The following is a 19819-nucleotide window of genomic DNA, read 5'->3' as shown; positions in this document are numbered from 1 at the left end:
TATATTCACACTTAATTATGAAATTCTAAGTTAGATTAAGGAAAATAATCCTGTTTCATATTTCTGAACGAAACAGTTTACAAGCTTTTGGTTTGATAATAGGTGCCGTAAATCGATGAAGATCAGTAAGGTTCTATATGTTGTATTTATATTATTGATCGGAACCAAAGCAAGGGTATCTGCACAAAATACCTATGTAGCCGCGGTGCACGGCGTACTCGATCTTCGTAATCAGCCTGTCAATGATAAAATTGAACTGACCGGAAACTGGCTGTTCTATTGGAACCAATTAGTAAATCCCAATGACACTACTGCTATTAAGGACAGGCTTTTGGTTGAGTTTCCATTTAAATGGAGTGGGTATACCTGGCGGGGCAAAAAGCTACCTGCGTTTGGCTATGGTACTTACCGGCTTAAAATTTTACTTCCCCAAAAACACGGCGAATTAAAGCTGGCCATGCCTGATGTTTACAGCGCGTACAGGCTTTATATTAACAAAAAGTTAGTATCGTCAAATGGGAAAGCAACTACTTCCCGAAAGGGATTTGAAGCACATTGGGAATATCATGCTGTTGCCCTGCCCAACAGCGATACCATCAATATCACATTACAAGTTTCCAATTTTATACACAGTAAAGGAGGGATTAGTAAACCCATTTTCATAGGGCTTGCGGAAAGAATTGATCTGGCCCGGCATCGCGCCGAAGGTATTGATCTGATGCTGACGGGCTGTTTACTGATGGGGGGATTGTTTTTCCTTGGTTTATACCTGCTGGGCAGCCGTGATAAAGCCATTTTACTTTTTGCCCTGTTCTCTATAGTTTATAGTTACCGGATCATAGGTACAGATAACTATGTGCTGCACACCTTATTGCCTAATATTAACTGGTACATAACGGCCCGGCTGGAATATATGAGCTTATTTTTAGGGATAGGGCTGTTTGGGCTTTATACGTTATACTTATATCCGGCAGATGTAAATCGCCGGGTTGTAAATATTATTAACGGCATTTGCTTTTCGTTCACTTTAATGACATTATTTAGTCCTCCCTGGATTTTTACCCAGCTCGTGAACCCATTTTTAGCAGTGATGCTGTTTTGCCTGGTTTATATTCCTTATGTATACTCAAAAGCCTGGCGCAATAACAGGCCTGGATCTGTTTATGCTTTAATGAGCGCGTTTGCTTTAATGTCGGTATTTGCGATATCGCTTTTTCATTACTGGGCATTAATACCTCCGCTGCAGTTGGTTAGTTTTTTAGGATATATCGCTTTTTTCTTTTTGCAGTCGCTTGTTTTAGCGCACCGGGTATCATTTGTATTGAAAAAGGCAAGGGCCGAAGCTGAACAGGGTTTGAAGGTTAAAAGTGAATTTTTGAGCACGATGAGCCATGAAATCCGGACACCGCTCAATTCGGTAATAGGGATGAGCCATTTGCTGCTTAAGAACGAGCCACGCAAGGATCAGATCGAACATCTCAACGTCATGCTTTTTTCGGCTAATAATCTTTTGGCAATAGTGAATGATGTATTGGATTATAACAAGATAGAAGCCGGGAAGATAACTTTTGAAAGCATTGAAATGGACCTGGCTGCACTTGCCCGTAATGTAGTAGGTGGTTTGCAAACAGTAGCGCACGATAAGGATATAACCCTACGCCTTGATTTTGATAAGAAATTGCAGCATAAACTGCTTGGCGACCCCACCCGCTTATCGCAGGTAATTACTAACCTGGTTCATAATGCCATAAAGTTTACCCCAAGCGGGGAGGTTGTGTTAGGGATTGAGGTGAAAGAACAAACCGAAACTACTGCCACATTAATGGTGTTTGTTAAAGATACTGGTATCGGTATCCCCCGTGGCAAACAGAAACTCATATTTGAACGCTTTACACAGGCTGATTCGTCCATATCACGCAGTTTTGGGGGGACAGGTTTAGGTCTTGCAATCAGTAAAAAAATATTGGAGTTACAGGAATCGTCCTTGCAGTTAATTAGTGAGGAAGGAGTGGGCTCAGTATTTTATTTTATTAAAACCTTTGAAAAAGCGGGTAAAATATCGGAGGCAATTAATGTTAACGTTAAACCCAATGCAAATGATAAGCTCCTGAGCGGGGTCTCTATTTTGCTGGTTGATGATAACCCGATGAATGTGCTGGTAGCGCAAACTTATTTAAAACGTTGGGGCGCCACTACTGATGTGGCAACCAACGGGCAAGAAGCACTTGACAAGCTGGATACGTCAAAACATCGTCTTGTGTTGATGGATTTGCAAATGCCTGTGATGGATGGGTATGAATCCACAAAAAAAATGAGATTGAACGGTATAAATATCCCCATTATAGCGCTTACCGCCAATCTTCCCAAAGATGTAGAGGACGAAGCTTATAAAACAGGTTTTGACGATATTGTGATGAAACCTTTTTTACCCGATGAACTACATAGTAAAGTATTGCACCACGTTTTTAAGCAGGAGCATGTGTAAGATGTTCGTGAATCAAACTTCCTGTTTATTTTCTAAATAAAAATTTCATTTACTCATAGGGGTAAAATGATCCTGGCGTGTTTCAGGATAAATTTTACTAAAATGAACAGATTAGCTTCCTTATTACTTCTTATTACTTTTATTTATTCTCCCGATAATAATTGGGCCAGGCGGATGATTGAGGAAAATAAATGGATAAACATCCTTACAAACATTAATTACCGCATTAAGATTTAATTGAATGTTAACCCAAACTGATCATATTTTGGATATAAATAACGAACAATTGATCCCGCTGCTGCTCTCGGGCGATGAAGCAACCTTTGAAAAGGTATATAAGCACTTCATCAGGCCGTTGCATGTGTATGCTGTCTCTATTTTAAGAGATGAAGATACGGCGAAGGGGATGGTACAAAACGTTTTTATGCGGCTCTGGGAACGAAAGGAGCGGTTGAATTTCACCGGTTCGATAAAAGCCTACTTGTATGGCGCGGTTTATAACGAATGCCTCAATAACCTCAGGCACCAGAAAGTAAAGGTTAACCACCAGCAGCACGTACTGTATATGACGAAAGATAAAGTTGATGGAGGCGCCGGTATGGAACTGCTTGACCTCAAAGAAAAATTACAACAGGCATTAAATGACCTGCCCGAAAAATGCCGCACAGTGTTTCAGCTGAGCAGGTTTGAGGATTTAAAATACCAGCAAATTGCTGATGAATTAGGAATCTCCATAAAAACGGTAGAGAACCAGATGGGCAAGGCCCTAAAAACATTACGACTCAAATTAGTTGATTACCTGCCGTTGATCATTTGGCTTATCAGCCGGACTTTTAATATTATTTAACATGATGGACGATTTATTAACCAAATACATGCTGAACGAGACCACGCCGGTTGAGAACGAAACCATCAACCGCTGGCTTGGTGAAAATGACGATAACCGAAAGTATTTTGATCATTTTAAACTGATCTGGGATACCAGCCGCGAACTTAATATAGAAAGTAAGCTTGATCCCGATGCTTCATGGATCGAATTTAAACAGCTGGTGCAAAACAGGGATAAAGCACCGGCTACAATTAAACCTTTAAAACCGGTAAACCGCTGGCTTAAAATGGCTGCTATGTGGCTGGTGATATTGGGAAGTGCGGGGCTCTTATACACCCTTTTTAAGCCGGTCAAAGTCAATATGCTTACACTGCAAAGCGGTAATAGAGTACGCAAGGTTACCTTAGCTGATGGATCATTTATCACCATGAATAAAAACTCGGTGTTGAATTACCCGGACAGATTTACCGGCGGTACCAGGGAGATATCATTAAAGGGGGAAGCCTTTTTTGATGTGGCTCATGACAAATCAAAACCATTTATGATCCACGTAAATGACCTGGTTGTGAAGGTGGTAGGTACATCGTTCAATATTAAAACTACCGGCTCCAATACCGAGGTTATTGTTGAAACCGGCGTTGTGCAGGTAATTCAGCAGGAGATAGTGGTGAAACTAAGGCCTAAGGAGAAAGCATCGGTACAAAGTGGCCGCCTGCAGAAAGGCAGCAGCCAGGATGAGCTATATAATTATTATCGTACCCAAAAGTTCGTAGCCAATAAAACACCACTGTGGCGGCTTGTGGATGTGCTTAATGAAGCCTATCACGCAAATATTGTCATAGATAATAAAAAGCTGGCTAACAGGACTATAACAACCACATTTAAAGCTGGTTCACTTGATGGGATATTAGAGGTCATAAGCAAAACCCTTGGCGATGTTAAAGTGGTCAAAAAGCCTCATCTCATCATAATCAAAAACTGATGGAAAAGAAACTAAACATATTATTTTATATAATGCTCGTGTTGGCGGGCTGCCTGCTCATTACCAATGCGCTGGCGCAGGATAACCTGAACCGTACTGTAGCGCTCAATGTTAAACAAAAAAAGATAGCCGAGATCCTCACCATTATCGGCGAAAAAGGGAAGTTTTATTTCTCGTACAGCAATGATGTCATCAAAACCGATAGCGTGGTGAGCATAGTATCATCCGGGCAAACAATTAAAAACCTGCTTGACGAGCTGTTTCACGGCAGGGTTGATTATAAGGAGTCGCCGGGATATATTATACTCCGGCCTACGCCGTACAGGTTAACACTTGTGCCTGATACCCTGGCCGGGCCAGGCAATGTTTATTACATCAGCGGTTACGTGTATGATGATATCACCGGCAAAAAACTTTACAATGCCAGTGTTTATGAAAAAAATTCGCTGGAATCAACCCTTACCGATCAGAACGGTTACTTCCAGCTCAAGGTAAAAGCCAACGGTATGATTACACTTAACGTAAGCAAGGAGCTATATCGTGATACCAGTATCAATTTTTTAAATAATGTAAACGTATCCATAAAATCACGCGAATATTATTACAGCGCCGATGCCGCAAATTCAAAATCAGACAGGAGCTGGCTGGGCAGAATGTTCCTTTCATCAGGCCAGAAAATACAGAACCTTAATTTAGGCGGTTATCTTTCGACAGTTCCGGTACAAACCTCGCTTTTGCCAAGCTTAGGAAGCCATGGTATAATGAGCGGGCAAATAGTCAACAACTTTTCGCTCAATATTTTAGGGGGGTACAACGGCGGTGTTAACGGCGTTGAACTTGGGGGACTATTTAATATCAACAAACAGGAAGTTAAATATGTACAGGCGGCCGGGCTCTTTAATATTGTTGGTGGTAACAGCAAAGGTGTTCAACTGGCCGGGATTAATAATAACGACCAGAAAAACATAGAAGGTATCCAGGCGGCAGGCATATACAATATGGTAAAAGACAGTCTCAATGGTGTTCAGCTTGCCGGGATCTTTAACCACGTGAGCAATAGCAAAGGTGTCCAGGCGGCAGGTATTTACAATTACACCCGGAAAAACAACAAAGGTTTTAGTATTGCGGGGATAGCCAATGTTACAGGCAACGAAGCAAGGGGAATGCAGATAGCCGGAATTTTCAATAAAGCCCGGGTTATAAAAGGCGTGTCATTTGCTATGGTAAATATTGCTGATACACTCGATGGTTATGGCATAGGTTTACTAAACATTTCGCGTAATGGATATGCCAAAATTGAGGTATATAGCAACGAGATCAATACAACAAACATCGCCTTTAAATCGGGGAATGCTAAACTGTATTCCATCATATCAGGCGGCGTTAATTTTACGGACAAGCATGTTTATTACAGCACAGGTTTTGGTTTGGGTCACGATTTTATTCTTAACAATAACCTGTTACTTTCTGCCGAAGGCTCAACGCATTTATTGTTGGCTAAAGGATGGAAAAATCAAAATCAAATAAACCGGGTAAGTGCATTGCTCAATTTCAGGGCAAGCTCAAAAGTAAGCTTCTTTGCAGGACCGTCGTTTAATGTTTATACTAATTATGGCAATCATCCCGGAGACAGCGATATTCAGCAGATCATAAAAGGCAAACCCGGTTTAATTGATTGGGGCAACCGTACAAAGGGCTGGATCGGTTGGTCGGCCGGTATCACCATATTGTAAGTGTGCTTTAATATGTTCAAATTTGTGGAAACCAATAATTACCTGATGAAAAAACTCCTTTATCTCATTTTGTTCTGCGCATCGTCGGCTTGTTTTGCCCAGGAGGCTAATAAAGAAGTGACGTTCTTAAACCCATCTACTATTGGCAAGCCTTTTGGCTATTCGCACGCTGTAATTATTGATCTGGGAAAAAATAAAATGGTGATCATGTCGGGCCAGGTTGGCTTGGATCAGGCTGGCAAGCTTGCCGGCAAAGGCGATCTGGCCAGCCAAACTGAACAGGTTTTTGCCAATATCAAAAACATTGTTGAGGCTGCAGGCGGGACTATGGATGACCTGATTGAATTGAACTACTATATCATAGACGCATCGCAGGTACAGGTAATTCGTAACATCAGGGATAAATATGTGAATACAAAGCAACCACCCGCAAGTACACTGGTGCAGGTAAGCAAGCTTTTCAGGGATGATATTTTAATTGAGATAAAAGCGACAGCTGTTATCAAAAAGAAGTGAGGTTGATATTAAGCCTGCTAAGTTTTAAAAACTTCGTAGACTGATTTGACTTACGTGTTACCACTTTTTATTGGCGGCCCTTGCTACCTTTACCTGTGCAACAGTTACCGTATTTGCCTTATTGCCAAAGGCAATTAATTTAAAAAACCGACTAAAGGTTTCCTTGTCGCCGGTTTTTTATGCCTTGTTTATACCTGTGAGGTAATACTTGTAAGCAAGATTATGAATAATAAAATGAGGGGCCTTTTTTTAGTCCGTCATTATTTTTTATAGGTGATTTTATAAATATTTCCAGCTACATCATCGGTAACGTAAAGTGAGCCATCCGGGCCTTGCGCTAAGCCGCATGGACGGTGGGCCGCAGCACCTGAAGCTGTATTAGCAGCAGAGCCAGAAAAGCCGTCGGCAAAAACTTCCCACTGACCATCAGGCTTGCCATCTTTAAATGGTTGAAATACCACGAAGTAACCAGCCTGCGGTTCAGGTGCGCGGTTCCATGAACCATGAAAAGCTATGAATGCACCATTTTTATATTTTGCGGGGAACTGATCGCCGGTATAAAATAACAGGCCATTAGGGGCAAGGTGGCCCGGATAAGCAGCTGCGGGGTCGATAGCATCTTTTCCGCCTTCAATCTTGCCGTCGCCGCCATATTCAGGCATCAGCATTTTTTTATGTTGTTCCTGGTCGTAATACATATAAGGCCAGCCTGCGTTATCACCTTTTTTAAGTGCATACATACACTCGGCAGGTAATATGGCCGATTGTTTAGCAGTGAAATATTGTGGATAGAATTCAAAAAGCTGGTCGCGGCCGTGCTGCATTACAAAAAGCTGGTTGTTTTGCTGGTTCCAGGTGATGCCTACAACATTACGCAGACCGGTGGCATAACGCATACCATCGCCATAATGCTGGTTCGATTTATCTGCTTTAAACTGCCAGATGCCGCCGGCCGAATCTAAAATAGGGCAGCCTTTTTGGCCCGGGGAACCCTTTTTTCGGTCTTCAACCTGGCAGGCATTTGAGTAAGCGCCAATGTTTACGTAAATGTTGCCATCGTTATCAAGCGTTATGGCCTTAGCTTCATGCTCATGACGGCTAATAAGGCCGGTCACTATTTTTTCGGGCTGATCAGGATTGATCACCTCGCCCTTATCGTTCAGTTTATAACGAAAAACCTCTTCATCCGACGATGCATACAGGTATCCGTTTTTAATCGACATACCTGTGCCGCTATAAGCGCCAAAGCTGTTCTTTACGGTAGCCTTGCCGCCATCTTCGTGAAGCATTAATATCCCCTTGTTGTTTTTAACATTGGTAAGCTTTACATAGATGTCGCCTTGCGGTGTAATGGCGATATGGCGGGTACCACCAAGTTTTTCAGCAATAATACTGGCGCTAAAGCCTTCAGGAGTTTTAATACCCGCGTTTTCTGTTGATGGAGCAGGGGTAGAAGTGCTATCGGCAGTTTTCTTCGAGTCGCTATTACTTTTGCAGGCTGTAATAAACATGATACCTCCCATAGCAACTACAGGCAGTATGGAACGTAATAATTTGCGGTTTTTCATGGTAAAGATTAACGGTTATCAAATTAAGTAAATATACCGATAATCCTAAAATCTGTTTTGTAGTAATCGAGTGACAATGTTGTTTTTTTTATTTAAGTATATCAGTAATAAAATTCGGCCGCAATCTATTGTGGCCGAATTTTTTGAAATGAAATTTGGTTAAATGGCTTGTAGGTAAAACATAGTATTAATTAACCGATGTTATGACATATAATGCCGTGTTTGATTAAACCATTGCTGATAGATATCGTCCTAACTATATAAAATTTACAATTATGAAGAAGTTAGCCATATTATCAGCAATAGCAGCCGGAAGCTTATTTATCAGTAAAGCCAACGCACAGGTATCTATACAATTTGGTATAAATATCCCCGCTCATCGTGTTTACGTACCTGCCCCTCCTCCGCCTGTAATAGAAGAAGAGCCTGTTTATGATGATAACGTAAACGTTAGTGATGACGATGATTATTACTATTTACCGGAAGTAGAAGCTTACTATAATGTAGGAGCAGGATGTTACTATTACAATGACGGCAGCCGCTGGATAAGCTGTGCTTACCTGCCAGGCGCTTACCGTGACTATAACTGGCGTACTGCTGTACGATACGAAGTAAGAGCGCCACGACCATACTTGCGTCACGATTTTTACAGGCAAAGGTGGGGCGGTTACATGGGTGACCGTGGTAACTGGGGACACCGTTTTGACAGAAGGCCGGCAGGCGGCTATGCTTATCGCCCGGGCTGGGGTGGTGACCGTGGAAGCTGGGGCAGAAGGCCTAATCCATATGATAACCGTGGTAACTGGGGAAGTGGCAGGGATAATCACAACTGGGGCAACGGTAATCATGACCGCGGTAACTGGGGCAATGACAACCATGGTAATCATGGCGGAAGGGGTAACGGACAGCCTAACAATGGCAACAATGATAACCATGGCGGTCATGACAATCGCGGCAACTGGGGTGGCCGACCATCAAACGGCGGCGGCTATGACAGGGGCAATGGTGGTGAACGTTTTTCTCAAAATGGAAATTACGGCCGGGGCATGCACAGGTTTTAATATTCTAACTCCCTATATATTAACTGAAAGATCGCCTGTTATGGGCGATCTTTTTTGTTTTATATATCGTTGTGCATTTTTGAGTTATCCGGCATTTATTAATTAATAGCCAATATGAACTATTTATTATCTACTAAACCTGTTTAGCATTACCATTTATATTATATATTTGGTTTTAAAATGCTAAATCCTTGAAGAAGAAATTATCTATAGTTGACATTGCCAATAGCCTTAATATATCTAAAACTACGGTATCTTTTATCCTTAATGGTCGTGCGCAGGAAAAACGTATTAGCGATGAGCTGGTGAAGCGCGTACTGCAATATGTAAAGGAAGTCGGTTATAAACCTAATTCGTTGGCCAAAAGTTTACGCACCGGCAAATCAAATATCATTGGCTTGCTGGTACAGGATATTTCCAATCATTTTTTTGCTACAATAGCCCGCCGCATAGAGGATCTTGCTTACCAAAACGGTTATAAGATCATTTACAGCAGTACAGATAACGATACTCAAAAAACCCGCGAACTGATAGCCATGTTTCGCGACAGGCACGTTGACGGCTACATTATTACCCCGCCCGATAATATTGAAGAGGATATCAGCGATTTGATCAAAGATGGTTTCCCGGTGGTACTTTTTGACCGTTACCTGCCTAAAGTAGATACCGACTATGTGGTGGTTGATAACCTATTCAGTACCTTTAACGCCACACAGTACCTTATTGATAAAGGACATAAAAATATCGCTTTTATAACTTACAGTTCTATCCAAACTCAAATGATAGAAAGGCTTGAAGGTTATGAAAAAGCCATGCACCAAAGCAAATTAAAGCCCAATATAACCGAAGTTGATTTTCACACCATTGTTCAGGAACTGCTTAAGTTAATGACAAGCTTCCTGGAAAAAAATAAAGATGTTGATGCCATTCTGTTCGCCAATAACCATTTGGGCAAATGCGGCTTGAAGGCTATCCGTAAGGCTGGTAAAAATGTACCGGGTGATATTGCTTTGATCGCGTTTGACGATTACGAACTTTTTGAATTGTATACCCCGGCTGTTACCGCTATAGCTCAGCCAATCGACGAAATAGCCGACAACGTGATCAAGTTGCTGATGGAAAGGCTTAACGCAACTGTCCCCGAAGAAAAAAATCAACACATAACATTAGCAACCGAACTAATTATCAGGGATTCATCAAACTAATGAACTATTTTGCAGGATAAAATTCAGGCTGATAGTGTACCAGGTCCTGAACGATTGATCATTTCAATTCATCCTGCAAAACTGCCCATACGTTGTTGGCTACAATCTTTGCACCCTGAGCGGTAGGGTGGATGCCATCGCCCTGGTTAAGTGAGGGTACCCCGCCAACGCCTTGTAATAAAAAAGGTACCAGGTCCATATTATTTTTTTTAGCCAGATCGGGGAAAATGTTTTTGAACTTACCGGTATAATCGGCGCCCATGTTCGGCGGTACCTGCATACCCAGCAAAACAAGTTTAGCATCAGGATATTTGGCTTTTACCTTATCTACTATAGACTGAAGATTTTTGGCGGTTTCGCTTACCGGGATTCCGCGAAGGCCGTCGTTAGCCCCAAGCTCCAATACAAAAACGTCTATTTTTTCCTTTAACAGCCAGTCTATCCGGCCATTGCCGCCTGCGGTAGTTTCGCCGCTTAATCCGGCATTTATTACTTTATACGGTAATTTTAACGAATCAACCCGGCGACTTATCACACCCGGAAATGCATCGGCAGGGTCATCGAGACCATAACCGGCTGTGAGGCTATCGCCAAAAAATAAAACTATTTTTTTTGAAGCCGAGTCAGTTTTAGCGGTTTCTGTGGCAGCTTGCGTCTGATCATTGTTTGATGATTTAGCACGGTCGCCGCAACCTGCCATTGTGAGGGCTGCAAGCAAGATACCGCTTAATGTAACTTTGTTCATATAAAATAAATACAATGCGCTCAGGCGTTTGTTCTCAAAATCTCAAGCGGCGGCTTGTTTAACACTCCGCGGCTGTTCAGTAAGCCAATAACAACAGTCAACAAACTTACTGTTAAAAATAGTACAAGTGCCGGTAATATGTTCACACTGTACGGTATCTCGAAACTATATTTTGCCAGGAAATAAGTGCCTGCAAAAGCTATCAGGATTCCGGTTAAGGCCGATAGACTGCCCAAAAACCAGTACTCTAACGCTGTTATGGTGAATATTTGTTTACGGCTTGCACCAAGCGTACGTAATAAAACACTTTCCTGGATCCGCTGGTACTTGCTGATGCGCACCGATGCTATCAGTACCACTATACCTGTTATAATACTGAACGCGCTCATGAAACGGATAACATAGCTTATTTTGCTCAACAATTGATCAACAACGCTCAAAATTAAACCCAAATCGATAATAGAAACATTGGGATAGGTGCGCACTACCAACTGCTGAAAAGCTGCCGATATTTTGTTTGAGGGCACATGCGTCATCAATACATGAAATTGCGGCGCATCTTCCAATATACCTTTTGGGAAAACTACCTGGAAATTGGTTTGCACCTTGCCCCAGTTAACCTTACGGATACTGGCCACATAGGCCGGCATTTGTACCCCCTGTACATTAAATACTATTTTATCACCTATTTTAAGGTTTCCCCTTTTTGATAGATTTTCTTCAACGGATACCGGGATTTCTTTAGAGGGATCAGCTTTACCGATCCATTTGCCATTCAGTAATTTTTCTGAAGATGTTAACGAGTCCCTGAAGGTTACCCGGTATTCCCAGGCAAATACACCATGCTGTATTTTGATGGTGCTGTCTTTTGTAAGATCAGCCGCGGTTTTACCATTAATTTGTTCAATGCGCATGGTTACAATTGGTACTTGTTGCAATACCGGAAGCCCCTGTTGCTTTGTTAATTGCACAACGCCTTTTTCCTGACTGTTCTGGATATCAAACAGGATCATGTTTGATTGATTGCCGCTGGTTGAAAGATTAACCTGCTGTACCAATAACGTTTGCACAAAATAAAGTGTGCAGATAAACATGGTGCTTAAACCGATTGATACGATTAGAATAATTGTTTGATTATTTGGACGGTATAAATTGGCAAATCCTTGTCGCCATAAATAACTCCAGGAGCCTTTAATAATGGATTTAGTAACGCGCATCAATAACCAAGCTGTCGCCGTAAGTATCATGAATGCAATTAAAATTCCAAGTGTAAACAGGATACTACCTATCACGCTGTCCAACTGCAAATAAGTAAAAGCTATTATAAAGATCAGTATCAACAGGTAAACCAGCCAACGCAGAGGATCCCGTCTGTTCCCGCTATCATCAACTGAAATTCGGAGCGTGTTAAGCGGCGAGATATTTCGTACCGAGATTAAAGGGAGTAAAGCAAACAGGATAGAGATGATCACACCCAGCAAAATGCCCTGGCCAATAGCCATCCATGATATTTTTACGGAGATGGTGAAAGGCAGAAAATCCTTAAATACAATGGGTAATAGATGTTGAACAGCGGTACCCAATATTGCCCCGGTAACAGAACCAATGATGCCGATGCCAACAATTTGTATCAGGTAAATTAAAAATGCTTCGGATGATTTAACGCCCAAACAGCGCATGATAGCTATTGACGCGATTTTCTCTTTTACATAAATATGAATAGCACTGGCTACCCCAACACAACCCAGCAATAAGGCTACAAAACCAACCAGCGATAAAAAGCGGCTCAGGTCGCCAAAGGCGCGGCCGGTATTGTCTTTTTTGGTTTCGATGGTTTCAAAGCGCATTCCTGCTCTGTCGAGTATCGGGTCGATCTTTTTGCTGAGCTTATCTACATTTACGGATGAATTGAACTTGTAATAAAAACTGTAATTAACCCGGCTGCCAATTTTTACAAGCCCGGTTTGCTCAAGATATTGCATTGGGATATACACTACGGGGGCAATACCCGCCATGACCCCGCTTTGTCCCGGCGCCTTGTTCAGGATGCCGGCAATCAGGAAATTGAGGTTTCCCACCTTTACCGAATCACCCACTTTAGCATTAAACTGAAGCATTAGGGTTTTATCAACCAGGGCCATTTTACCCCGTTTAAAATCGACCCCAGCAGCTTCGGGTGTGGTTTCTAAAGCACCATAGTAGGGGAAACCTCCCTGCAATGCCCTGATCTGTACCAACCGGGTGGCTTTTGTACGCGGAAAATAAAGCATGGATGCAAAGCTCCGTTCCTGCGAACGTTCATCACCCAGTGAATCGAGCAGGTGTTTTAACTTATCATCTACGGGTTTATTTCCGGATATCGCCAGATCAGCACCTATGAGCGTAGCTGCCTGGTCGTTCACATCATTTTGTACATTGTATTTGAACGAATAAATAGCCACCAATGCAGCAATCCCAAACACAATAGCCGATATAAAAAGGAACAGCCTCGAACGGTTGCGCCGGCTATCGCGCCATGCCATCCGAAACAGCCAGGGGATATTTATTTTTCTTTTGAAATCAACAGCGGTATTGTCCATTAGCTTATCCGTTAATGGTTTTTTCGTCGGCAATCAGCTTGCCGCCTTTGATCCTGATAATGCGCTGGGTTTTGGCTGCCAATTCAAGATCATGGGTCACCACTACAAGTGTAGTACCCGCTTCCTTATTTAGGTCGAAAATGAGTTTGATCACCTTGTCACTGGTTTCTGCATCGAGGTTTCCCGTAGGCTCGTCGGCAAAGAGGATCCGGGGGGCATTTGAAAAAGCACGAGCCAATGATACACGTTGCTGTTCACCACCCGAAAGCTGGAGCGGGTAATGATGTCCGCGCTCTGATAAGCCCACTTTATCCAAAAGATCTAAAGCCCTTGCCCGGATATTTTTTTCGCCCCTGAGCTCAAGGGGCACCATCACATTTTCGAGCGCGGTAAGTGTTGGCAATAACTGAAAATTTTGAAATATAAATCCCACATGCTGATTCCGCACTTGTGCACGCTGATCTTCAGTAAGCTTATTAAGGTTAATACCATTAAGCTCAACAGTGCCTGAAGTTGAGCGGTCGAGCCCGGCACAAAGGCCAAGCAGGGTGGTTTTTCCGCTGCCTGATGGCCCGACTATAGCACTGGTTGAACCTGCCGCCACCGAAAAATTTATTTGATCGAGCACGGTGAGCGTACGACCGGCACTTTGGTATGTTTTACTTAAATCAGAGATATTGAGGATATTGTCCACAGATGTTTTTTTATGGTATAGATACAAAAAAGCCGGGGTTGTTACCACGCCCGGCCATTGAATGTCCAAGTATTATGCCATCTTTACTTTTAGCTGACATTGAGTTTAAAGGCGGCTTTTCAAGCTGTCTCTTAGTTTATTTTCCCATTCGTCTTTTAAAATACTCAGCACTATCGAGTCGCGGCGGCTGCCATCGGCGAGAGGTGTATGATTTCGCAAAACGCCTTCAACTGTACAACCAATGCTTTTCATGGCAGCTATGCTTCGCTCGTTTCGAGCATCGGCCCTGAATTCCACACGCTCTATTCCCAGTTGGTCAAAAGCCAATTGAAGCAGCAAAAATTTACAATGTTTATTAAGTCCCGTACCCCTGAACTTTTCGCCATACCAGGTATAGCCTAACTGTAAGGTTTGATAGGCAGGCTGAATATCATAAAAACGGGTACTGCCTGCGTATCCGCCGCTTGCTTTATCAAAAATTATAAAAGGATATTCCCTACCTTTAATGCGGCCATTAGCAGCTGCTTTGATATAAGCTCGCATGCCATCCTCACCGGCGGCACTTGCGAGCGAATAATTCCAGGTATCGGGTTCGTTGATGGCGAAAGGGAGCAGGTAGTGAAGATCAGTTTCCTGTAAAGGGCGTAATAATACCCTCTCATCTTCTAAAACATAGGTTGTTTCGGGGTTAAATGCAGTGCTCATCGTTAATTGTTATTACCTGATATTGAAGTTAAACTTTATCGGCCATTGCAAGCTCATACATCTGGTCAAAAGGTTTATTTTTTAGTTCGATGGCAATAGCGGAGTTCCGCTGCTCACAATATTTGAGCATTTCGTAACAGTCGGTTAAGATATCATCGTCAATACCTTTGAAGGTCATTTCAACCACTTTTCCAGAGATCTTATAATATTCGTCAAGGGCCGAAATACCCTTCTCGGTTATTTTGATCAGCTTAGCCCGTTTATCATCGGGCGAGGCCCGTTCATCTATCTTGTTTTCCCGGATGAGCCGGTTAATGACTTCCATGCCGGTTGTTGTTTCAGCAAACATATAGTTGATCAGGTCGCTTTTTCTTACCTCACCAAGGTGAAGTAAACCGTTCAGGTAATAGAAACTTTCGGCAGGAGGGATGCCGATGTGGTTAACTGCCGACCGGAAATAAAGCGAATAAGCGCTCAGGATGCGGCCGAGGGTTTTAAGCAGGTATGCGCCGTTCATGATGCGCTCACCTTTTTTGCCGGCTTGTTTAGGTTTCGGGCGTTGCTTTTGCAGATAATATCTGCAAAACGCTTCTACAGTAGGTTGTTCACTTACTTCTTCAAAAGCAGCCCATTCATCAACTAATTGCACTATTGGTTTCATTTTATTACGGTTTGGGTGTAAAATTATAAATTTATTTTTAAAATGTTTTAATTGTTCCTAAATAGAAATATATTTGCCAAACTATATCGAAATAGAAATATATGGAAAACGAGAATGGCTTGCCGTTCTGTTCTGATTTATTTCGATAATTTTAGATTGAAATAAAAATGTTTTGCAGGCTGAGTCGTCAACTATAATAAAAGCGCGATTTGATACCCGCAAAAGAGAATTATAAATCAAGATCACTATGCAACCTGATCCTACAAAAAAAACAAACAGTAAACCTCCCGGCGTATTTAGTTTGCTGAAACCATATAAAGGGCTTGTGGCGCTGTTACTGTTATTTGCTTTACTGGGCAACGCTATGAACCTTTGGCTGCCTAAAATTATAGCTAACGGTATTGATGCCTACTCCAATCATCATTTTGTGATAAACGAGGTTATGGCCAAATTCCTGACGGCAACAATTGTGGTATTTTTGTTTGCTGGCTTACAGGCAATTGTTCAGATATATGCATCTGAAAAGGTAGCGCGTGATCTCAGGCAGCAACTGGCTGATAAAATATCCCGCCAAACCCACGCTTTTATCGAACAGGCAAATCCATCAAAACTGTTAACCAACCTAACTTCGGATATCGATTCGATCAAACTATTTGTATCGCAGGCTTTGGTTTCTATTGTATCATCGCTGTTTATTATTATTGGCTGCAGTGTGATGCTGCTCACCATTAACTGGAAACTTGCGCTGGTTGTGATCACTATTATTCCCATCATTGGCGGTACTTTTTTTTACGTTTTGAAAAACGTGCGCGCCTTGTTTATAAAAAGCCGTGGCGTTATCGATCAGCTTAATAAGGTAATTAACGAGAGCATACTTGGCGCAGCACTCATCAGGGTGATCAACTCGCAGCAGTTGGAATACAATAAATTCCTGGCGGCCAATACCGAAGCAAAAGATTACGGCTTAAAGATCCTCGGCTTTTTTGCCGGGCTCATTCCCATTGTGACGTTTACGGCTAATATGGCAGCTTTTACCATTTTGGTAATGGGCGGGCATTTCGTGATCAGCGGCAGCATGACCCTGGGTAGTTTCGCGGCTTTCAACAGCTACCTGTCGTTATTGATATTCCCGATATTCATTTTAGGTTTCATGAGCAACCTGATAGCCCAGGCTACTGCTTCATTCACCCGGATCAGCATGGTTTTGAATGCGCCGGATGTTACCGACGGTGGCCCGTTAAAGGATACTTTGCACGGCGATGTGGAACTGAGGAACGTCACAATAAGCTACGGCCAAAAATCGGCGCTGAAAAACATCTCATTTAAAGTTAAGGCGGGTTCAAAAATCGCAATCATCGGGCCTACATCTGCCGGTAAAACGCAATTATTGTACCTGCTCACCGGCTTGATCAATGCTACCGAAGGTGAAGTGTTGTTTGACGGCAAAGCCCTTGCCGAATATGACAGTGAAACCTTTCACCGGCAGGTTGGCTTTGTTTTCCAGGACAGCATTATCTTTAATATGAGCATTCGTGAAAATATCGCTTTCAGCGACACGGTGACTGACGAATCGCTTCAAAAAGCGATTGAAACGGCTGAATTAGGCACATTTATCGATAGCCTGCCTGATAAGTTAAGCACCATTGTTTCCGAACGGGGATCAAGCCTTTCGGGTGGTCAGAAACAGCGTATTATGCTGGCCAGGGCGCTTGCGGTTAATCCGAAGGTTTTACTGCTTGATGATTTTACCGCAAGGGTTGATAACAATACAGAGCGAAAGATCCTCGCCAATGTTCAAAAGAACTATCCGGGTTTAACATTGATATCGGTTACTCAGAAAATTGCTTCTGTTGAGCATTACGATCAGATCATCCTGCTTATGCAGGGCGAAATTGTGGCCACCGGCGTACATGATGAGTTAATGAAAACCAGTCCGGATTATGTGCAGATCTTCAACTCGCAGCAAAGTACCAGCAACTACGAACAAGGGGTTAATCACTAAATTACGGTGGTACCTGAAAAAATATTCATTACAATGAACTACGATCTTAACCAATTAGGTAAAAGTCAACCCAAAACCTCTACGCTGGCCGGGTTAAAAAAACTGTTTCAGCTTATTACCCACGAAAAGCGTACGCTTATCATCGCTTTTTTTGCAATCCTTACCAATTCATCACTCAACTTGCTTGGGCCACTCATAATTGGGCATACCATCGACAAATATGTACAGCATAAAGACTTTAATGGTGTTTTACATAATGCAGCCATTTTGTTTTGTATGTACCTGGTAGCATTATTTACAAGTTACAAGCAAACTACATTGATGGGAGGGGTAGGGCAAAGAATGTTGTTTACCCTGCGTAATTCCATCTTTAATAAATTACAGCAATTGCCTGTAGCTTTTTTTAATCAAAATAAGGCCGGTGACCTGATCTCAAGGGTTAACAACGATACCGATAAGCTTAACCAGTTTTTCTCGCAGTCGCTGATGCAGTTCATCGGCAATATCTCTATCATGATTGGCGCCGGTATTTTTTTGCTGGCTATTAATATCGAACTTGGAGCAGCCACGTTATGTCCGGCGTTGGTTATCCTGTTTTTAACCTTGGTGTTGTCTCCATGGATAAAAAGAAAAAACGCCGCGAACTTAAAAAGTACGGGGGCATTAAGTGGGGAAATACAGGAGAGTATTAATAATTTTAAAGTGATCATCGCTTTCAACCGTCGTGATTACTTCAGAAAACGGTTTAATACGGTCAATAATGAAAACTATAAAACAGCTATAGGATCGGGCCTCGCTAATAACGTGTTTATACCGCTTTACGGTTTATTTGCGAGTATAGGTCAATTAATAGTATTATGTTTCGGGATCTACCTCATACAAAATAGTCCTTTTACAATCGGTATGTTGGTGGCTTATTTTACCTATGTAACCAACTTTTATAACCCTTTAAGGCAGCTGGCTGCACTTTGGACAAACTTTCAACTGGCAATGGCCGGCTGGGACAGGATCTCTCAGATTTTATCTCTCGAAACCGATTTGCCCGTACTTGAAGCAGGTATTAACGACCCCGATGCCGCTTTACTGGAATTCAGGCATGTGCATTTTAGTTACGATGAAAGCCGGGAGATTCTCCATAATATCTGTTTTAAGCTTGAGCAAGGTAAAACCTATGCCTTAGTTGGCCCCACCGGTGGCGGCAAAACAACAACGGCTTCATTAATAGCACGTTTGTATGACCCTACTAAAGGGTTGGTATTACTTGGCGGGAAAGATATCAGGAGTTTTACGGCCGAGGAACGCAGCCGAAAAATAGGTTTTATTTTACAGGAGCCGTTCCTGTTTACCGGTACGGTAAGGGATAATATCCTCTATGGCAACGAGCTTTTTAAAGATCATACTAACGAAGAAATGGAACAGGTGATCAGGGATGCTAACCTGGGCAGCCTGCTGGCGATTTTTGAAGAAGGGTTGGACACCAAAGTTTTATCAGGAGGGGACAGTATCAGTTTAGGCCAAAAACAGCTAATTGCGTTTATGCGTGCAGTGCTGCGCAATCCGGAGATCCTGATATTAGACGAGGCCACGGCCAATATTGATACCATTACCGAAAAATTGCTGAGCGATATTTTGGATAACCTGCCAAAAACTACCACGAGGGTAATCATAGCGCACCGTTTAAATACGATAGAAAATGCCGATGAGATCTTTTTTGTAAACTCGGGTGAGGTGATCAGGGCAGGATCATTTGACGACGCTATGGATCTGTTGCTTCAAGGTAAAAGAGTTAGTTGATCTTTTATTGTTAAATGCTTGGGCTATTATAAAATAAATAACAGATGATAACATGAATGAGGTTGAGAGGGCAATTTCAAAATTGATTCGGAATTGAAGAATATCGGCATCGACTTGTTCGGTATACCAGTGAAATATATATCTGATACCGAATAGACAGCAGTAATCCCCGGTAAATAAAAATGCAATTTCGGAGGAAATATATAAAAGCAGGGCATCTAAAAGATTACTAATGCTGTTGGTTATATGATTTAAAGGCA

15 protein-coding genes are annotated in these 19819 nt (G+C 42.3%); 9 read left to right on the top strand and 6 right to left on the bottom strand.

Annotated elements, in window-relative coordinates; genetic code table 11:
• Positions 1-115: 115 nt before the first annotated feature.
• The 5 genes from ACP26M_RS09220 to ACP26M_RS09200 all read left to right on the top strand — a co-directional run bounded on the left by ACP26M_RS09220 (position 116) and on the right by ACP26M_RS09200 (position 6545).
• Positions 116-2485: a response regulator gene (locus ACP26M_RS09220; RefSeq protein WP_426588171.1), complete on the top strand. Its 2370-nt coding sequence runs from the start codon at positions 116-118 to the stop codon at positions 2483-2485.
• Positions 2486-2726: 241 nt separating this feature from the next.
• Positions 2727-3332, top strand: a complete 606-nt coding sequence (locus tag ACP26M_RS09215; RefSeq protein ID WP_426588169.1) for an RNA polymerase sigma-70 factor — start codon at positions 2727-2729, stop codon at positions 3330-3332.
• 1 nt (position 3333) lies between these two features.
• The gene (locus tag ACP26M_RS09210) at positions 3334-4296 is read left to right on the top strand and encodes a FecR family protein (RefSeq protein ID WP_426588167.1); all 963 of its coding nucleotides are present in this window, start codon (positions 3334-3336) and stop codon (positions 4294-4296) included.
• Entirely contained in the window at positions 4296-6029 is a 1734-nt protein-coding gene (locus ACP26M_RS09205) for a carboxypeptidase-like regulatory domain-containing protein (protein WP_426588165.1), read from the top strand. The genes ACP26M_RS09210 and ACP26M_RS09205 overlap by 1 nt, the downstream gene beginning before the upstream one ends.
• Before the next feature lie 45 nt (positions 6030-6074).
• Positions 6075-6545, top strand: a complete 471-nt coding sequence (locus tag ACP26M_RS09200) for a RidA family protein (protein ID WP_426588163.1) — start codon at positions 6075-6077, stop codon at positions 6543-6545.
• Between the two features lie 260 nt (positions 6546-6805).
• On the opposite strand, the gene ACP26M_RS09195 is transcribed toward ACP26M_RS09200, so the two are convergent.
• Positions 6806-8113: a PQQ-dependent sugar dehydrogenase gene (locus ACP26M_RS09195; protein WP_426588161.1), complete on the bottom strand. Its 1308-nt coding sequence runs from the start codon at positions 8111-8113 to the stop codon at positions 6806-6808.
• Between the two features lie 275 nt (positions 8114-8388).
• Between ACP26M_RS09195 and ACP26M_RS09190 the strand changes: the two genes are divergently transcribed.
• Both ACP26M_RS09190 and ACP26M_RS09185 read left to right on the top strand, forming a co-directional pair.
• The gene (locus ACP26M_RS09190) at positions 8389-9174 is read left to right on the top strand and encodes a hypothetical protein (protein WP_426588159.1); all 786 of its coding nucleotides are present in this window, start codon (positions 8389-8391) and stop codon (positions 9172-9174) included.
• A 191-nt stretch (positions 9175-9365) separates the two neighbouring features.
• A complete protein-coding gene (locus ACP26M_RS09185) occupies positions 9366-10379 on the top strand; it encodes a LacI family DNA-binding transcriptional regulator (RefSeq protein WP_426588157.1) in 1014 nt (337 codons plus the stop codon).
• 58 nt (positions 10380-10437) lie between these two features.
• Here ACP26M_RS09185 and ACP26M_RS09180 read toward each other — a convergent pair whose 3' ends face one another.
• The 5 genes from ACP26M_RS09180 to ACP26M_RS09160 form a co-directional block, all read right to left on the bottom strand.
• Positions 10438-11124: an arylesterase gene (locus ACP26M_RS09180; RefSeq protein ID WP_426588155.1), complete on the bottom strand. Its 687-nt coding sequence runs from the start codon at positions 11122-11124 to the stop codon at positions 10438-10440.
• A gap of 20 nt (positions 11125-11144) precedes the next feature.
• A complete protein-coding gene (locus tag ACP26M_RS09175; RefSeq protein ID WP_426588153.1) occupies positions 11145-13703 on the bottom strand; it encodes an ABC transporter permease in 2559 nt (852 codons plus the stop codon).
• A 4-nt stretch (positions 13704-13707) separates the two neighbouring features.
• Positions 13708-14397, bottom strand: coding sequence for an ABC transporter ATP-binding protein (locus ACP26M_RS09170; RefSeq protein WP_426588151.1), 690 nt, complete (start codon positions 14395-14397; stop codon positions 13708-13710).
• Positions 14398-14502: 105 nt separating this feature from the next.
• The gene (locus ACP26M_RS09165) at positions 14503-15102 is read right to left on the bottom strand and encodes a GNAT family N-acetyltransferase (RefSeq protein WP_426588149.1); all 600 of its coding nucleotides are present in this window, start codon (positions 15100-15102) and stop codon (positions 14503-14505) included.
• A gap of 28 nt (positions 15103-15130) precedes the next feature.
• Positions 15131-15763, bottom strand: a complete 633-nt coding sequence (locus tag ACP26M_RS09160; RefSeq protein WP_426588147.1) for a MarR family winged helix-turn-helix transcriptional regulator — start codon at positions 15761-15763, stop codon at positions 15131-15133.
• 247 nt (positions 15764-16010) lie between these two features.
• On the opposite strand from ACP26M_RS09160, the gene ACP26M_RS09155 reads away from it, so the two are divergent.
• Positions 16011-17765, top strand: a complete 1755-nt coding sequence (locus tag ACP26M_RS09155) for an ABC transporter ATP-binding protein (protein ID WP_426588145.1) — start codon at positions 16011-16013, stop codon at positions 17763-17765.
• Between the two features lie 33 nt (positions 17766-17798).
• Positions 17799-19559 (top strand): ABC transporter ATP-binding protein, encoded by a 1761-nt coding sequence (locus ACP26M_RS09150; protein WP_426588143.1) that lies wholly within the window; start codon positions 17799-17801, stop codon positions 19557-19559.
• Positions 19560-19819: the final 260 nt, after the last annotated feature.

Source organism: Mucilaginibacter sp. R-33 (genome assembly GCF_049949235.1).
GTDB lineage: Bacteria > Bacteroidota > Bacteroidia > Sphingobacteriales > Sphingobacteriaceae > Mucilaginibacter.
This window is presented reverse-complemented; position numbering and strand designations above follow the sequence as displayed.

Coding starts and splice junctions, on each gene's coding strand:
- ACP26M_RS09180 (WP_426588155.1), bottom strand. CDS start 11,124: ATGAACAAAGTTACATTAAGCGGTATCTTGCTTGCAGCCCTCACAATG.
- ACP26M_RS09190 (WP_426588159.1), top strand. CDS start 8,389: ATGAAGAAGTTAGCCATATTATCAGCAATAGCAGCCGGAAGCTTATTT.
- ACP26M_RS09155 (WP_426588145.1), top strand. CDS start 16,011: ATGCAACCTGATCCTACAAAAAAAACAAACAGTAAACCTCCCGGCGTA.
- ACP26M_RS09175 (WP_426588153.1), bottom strand. CDS start 13,703: ATGGACAATACCGCTGTTGATTTCAAAAGAAAAATAAATATCCCCTGG.
- ACP26M_RS09210 (WP_426588167.1), top strand. CDS start 3,334: ATGATGGACGATTTATTAACCAAATACATGCTGAACGAGACCACGCCG.
- ACP26M_RS09205 (WP_426588165.1), top strand. CDS start 4,296: ATGGAAAAGAAACTAAACATATTATTTTATATAATGCTCGTGTTGGCG.
- ACP26M_RS09160 (WP_426588147.1), bottom strand. CDS start 15,763: ATGAAACCAATAGTGCAATTAGTTGATGAATGGGCTGCTTTTGAAGAA.
- ACP26M_RS09150 (WP_426588143.1), top strand. CDS start 17,799: ATGAACTACGATCTTAACCAATTAGGTAAAAGTCAACCCAAAACCTCT.
- ACP26M_RS09215 (WP_426588169.1), top strand. CDS start 2,727: ATGTTAACCCAAACTGATCATATTTTGGATATAAATAACGAACAATTG.
- ACP26M_RS09165 (WP_426588149.1), bottom strand. CDS start 15,102: ATGAGCACTGCATTTAACCCCGAAACAACCTATGTTTTAGAAGATGAG.
- ACP26M_RS09220 (WP_426588171.1), top strand. CDS start 116: ATGAAGATCAGTAAGGTTCTATATGTTGTATTTATATTATTGATCGGA.
- ACP26M_RS09195 (WP_426588161.1), bottom strand. CDS start 8,113: ATGAAAAACCGCAAATTATTACGTTCCATACTGCCTGTAGTTGCTATG.
- ACP26M_RS09200 (WP_426588163.1), top strand. CDS start 6,075: ATGAAAAAACTCCTTTATCTCATTTTGTTCTGCGCATCGTCGGCTTGT.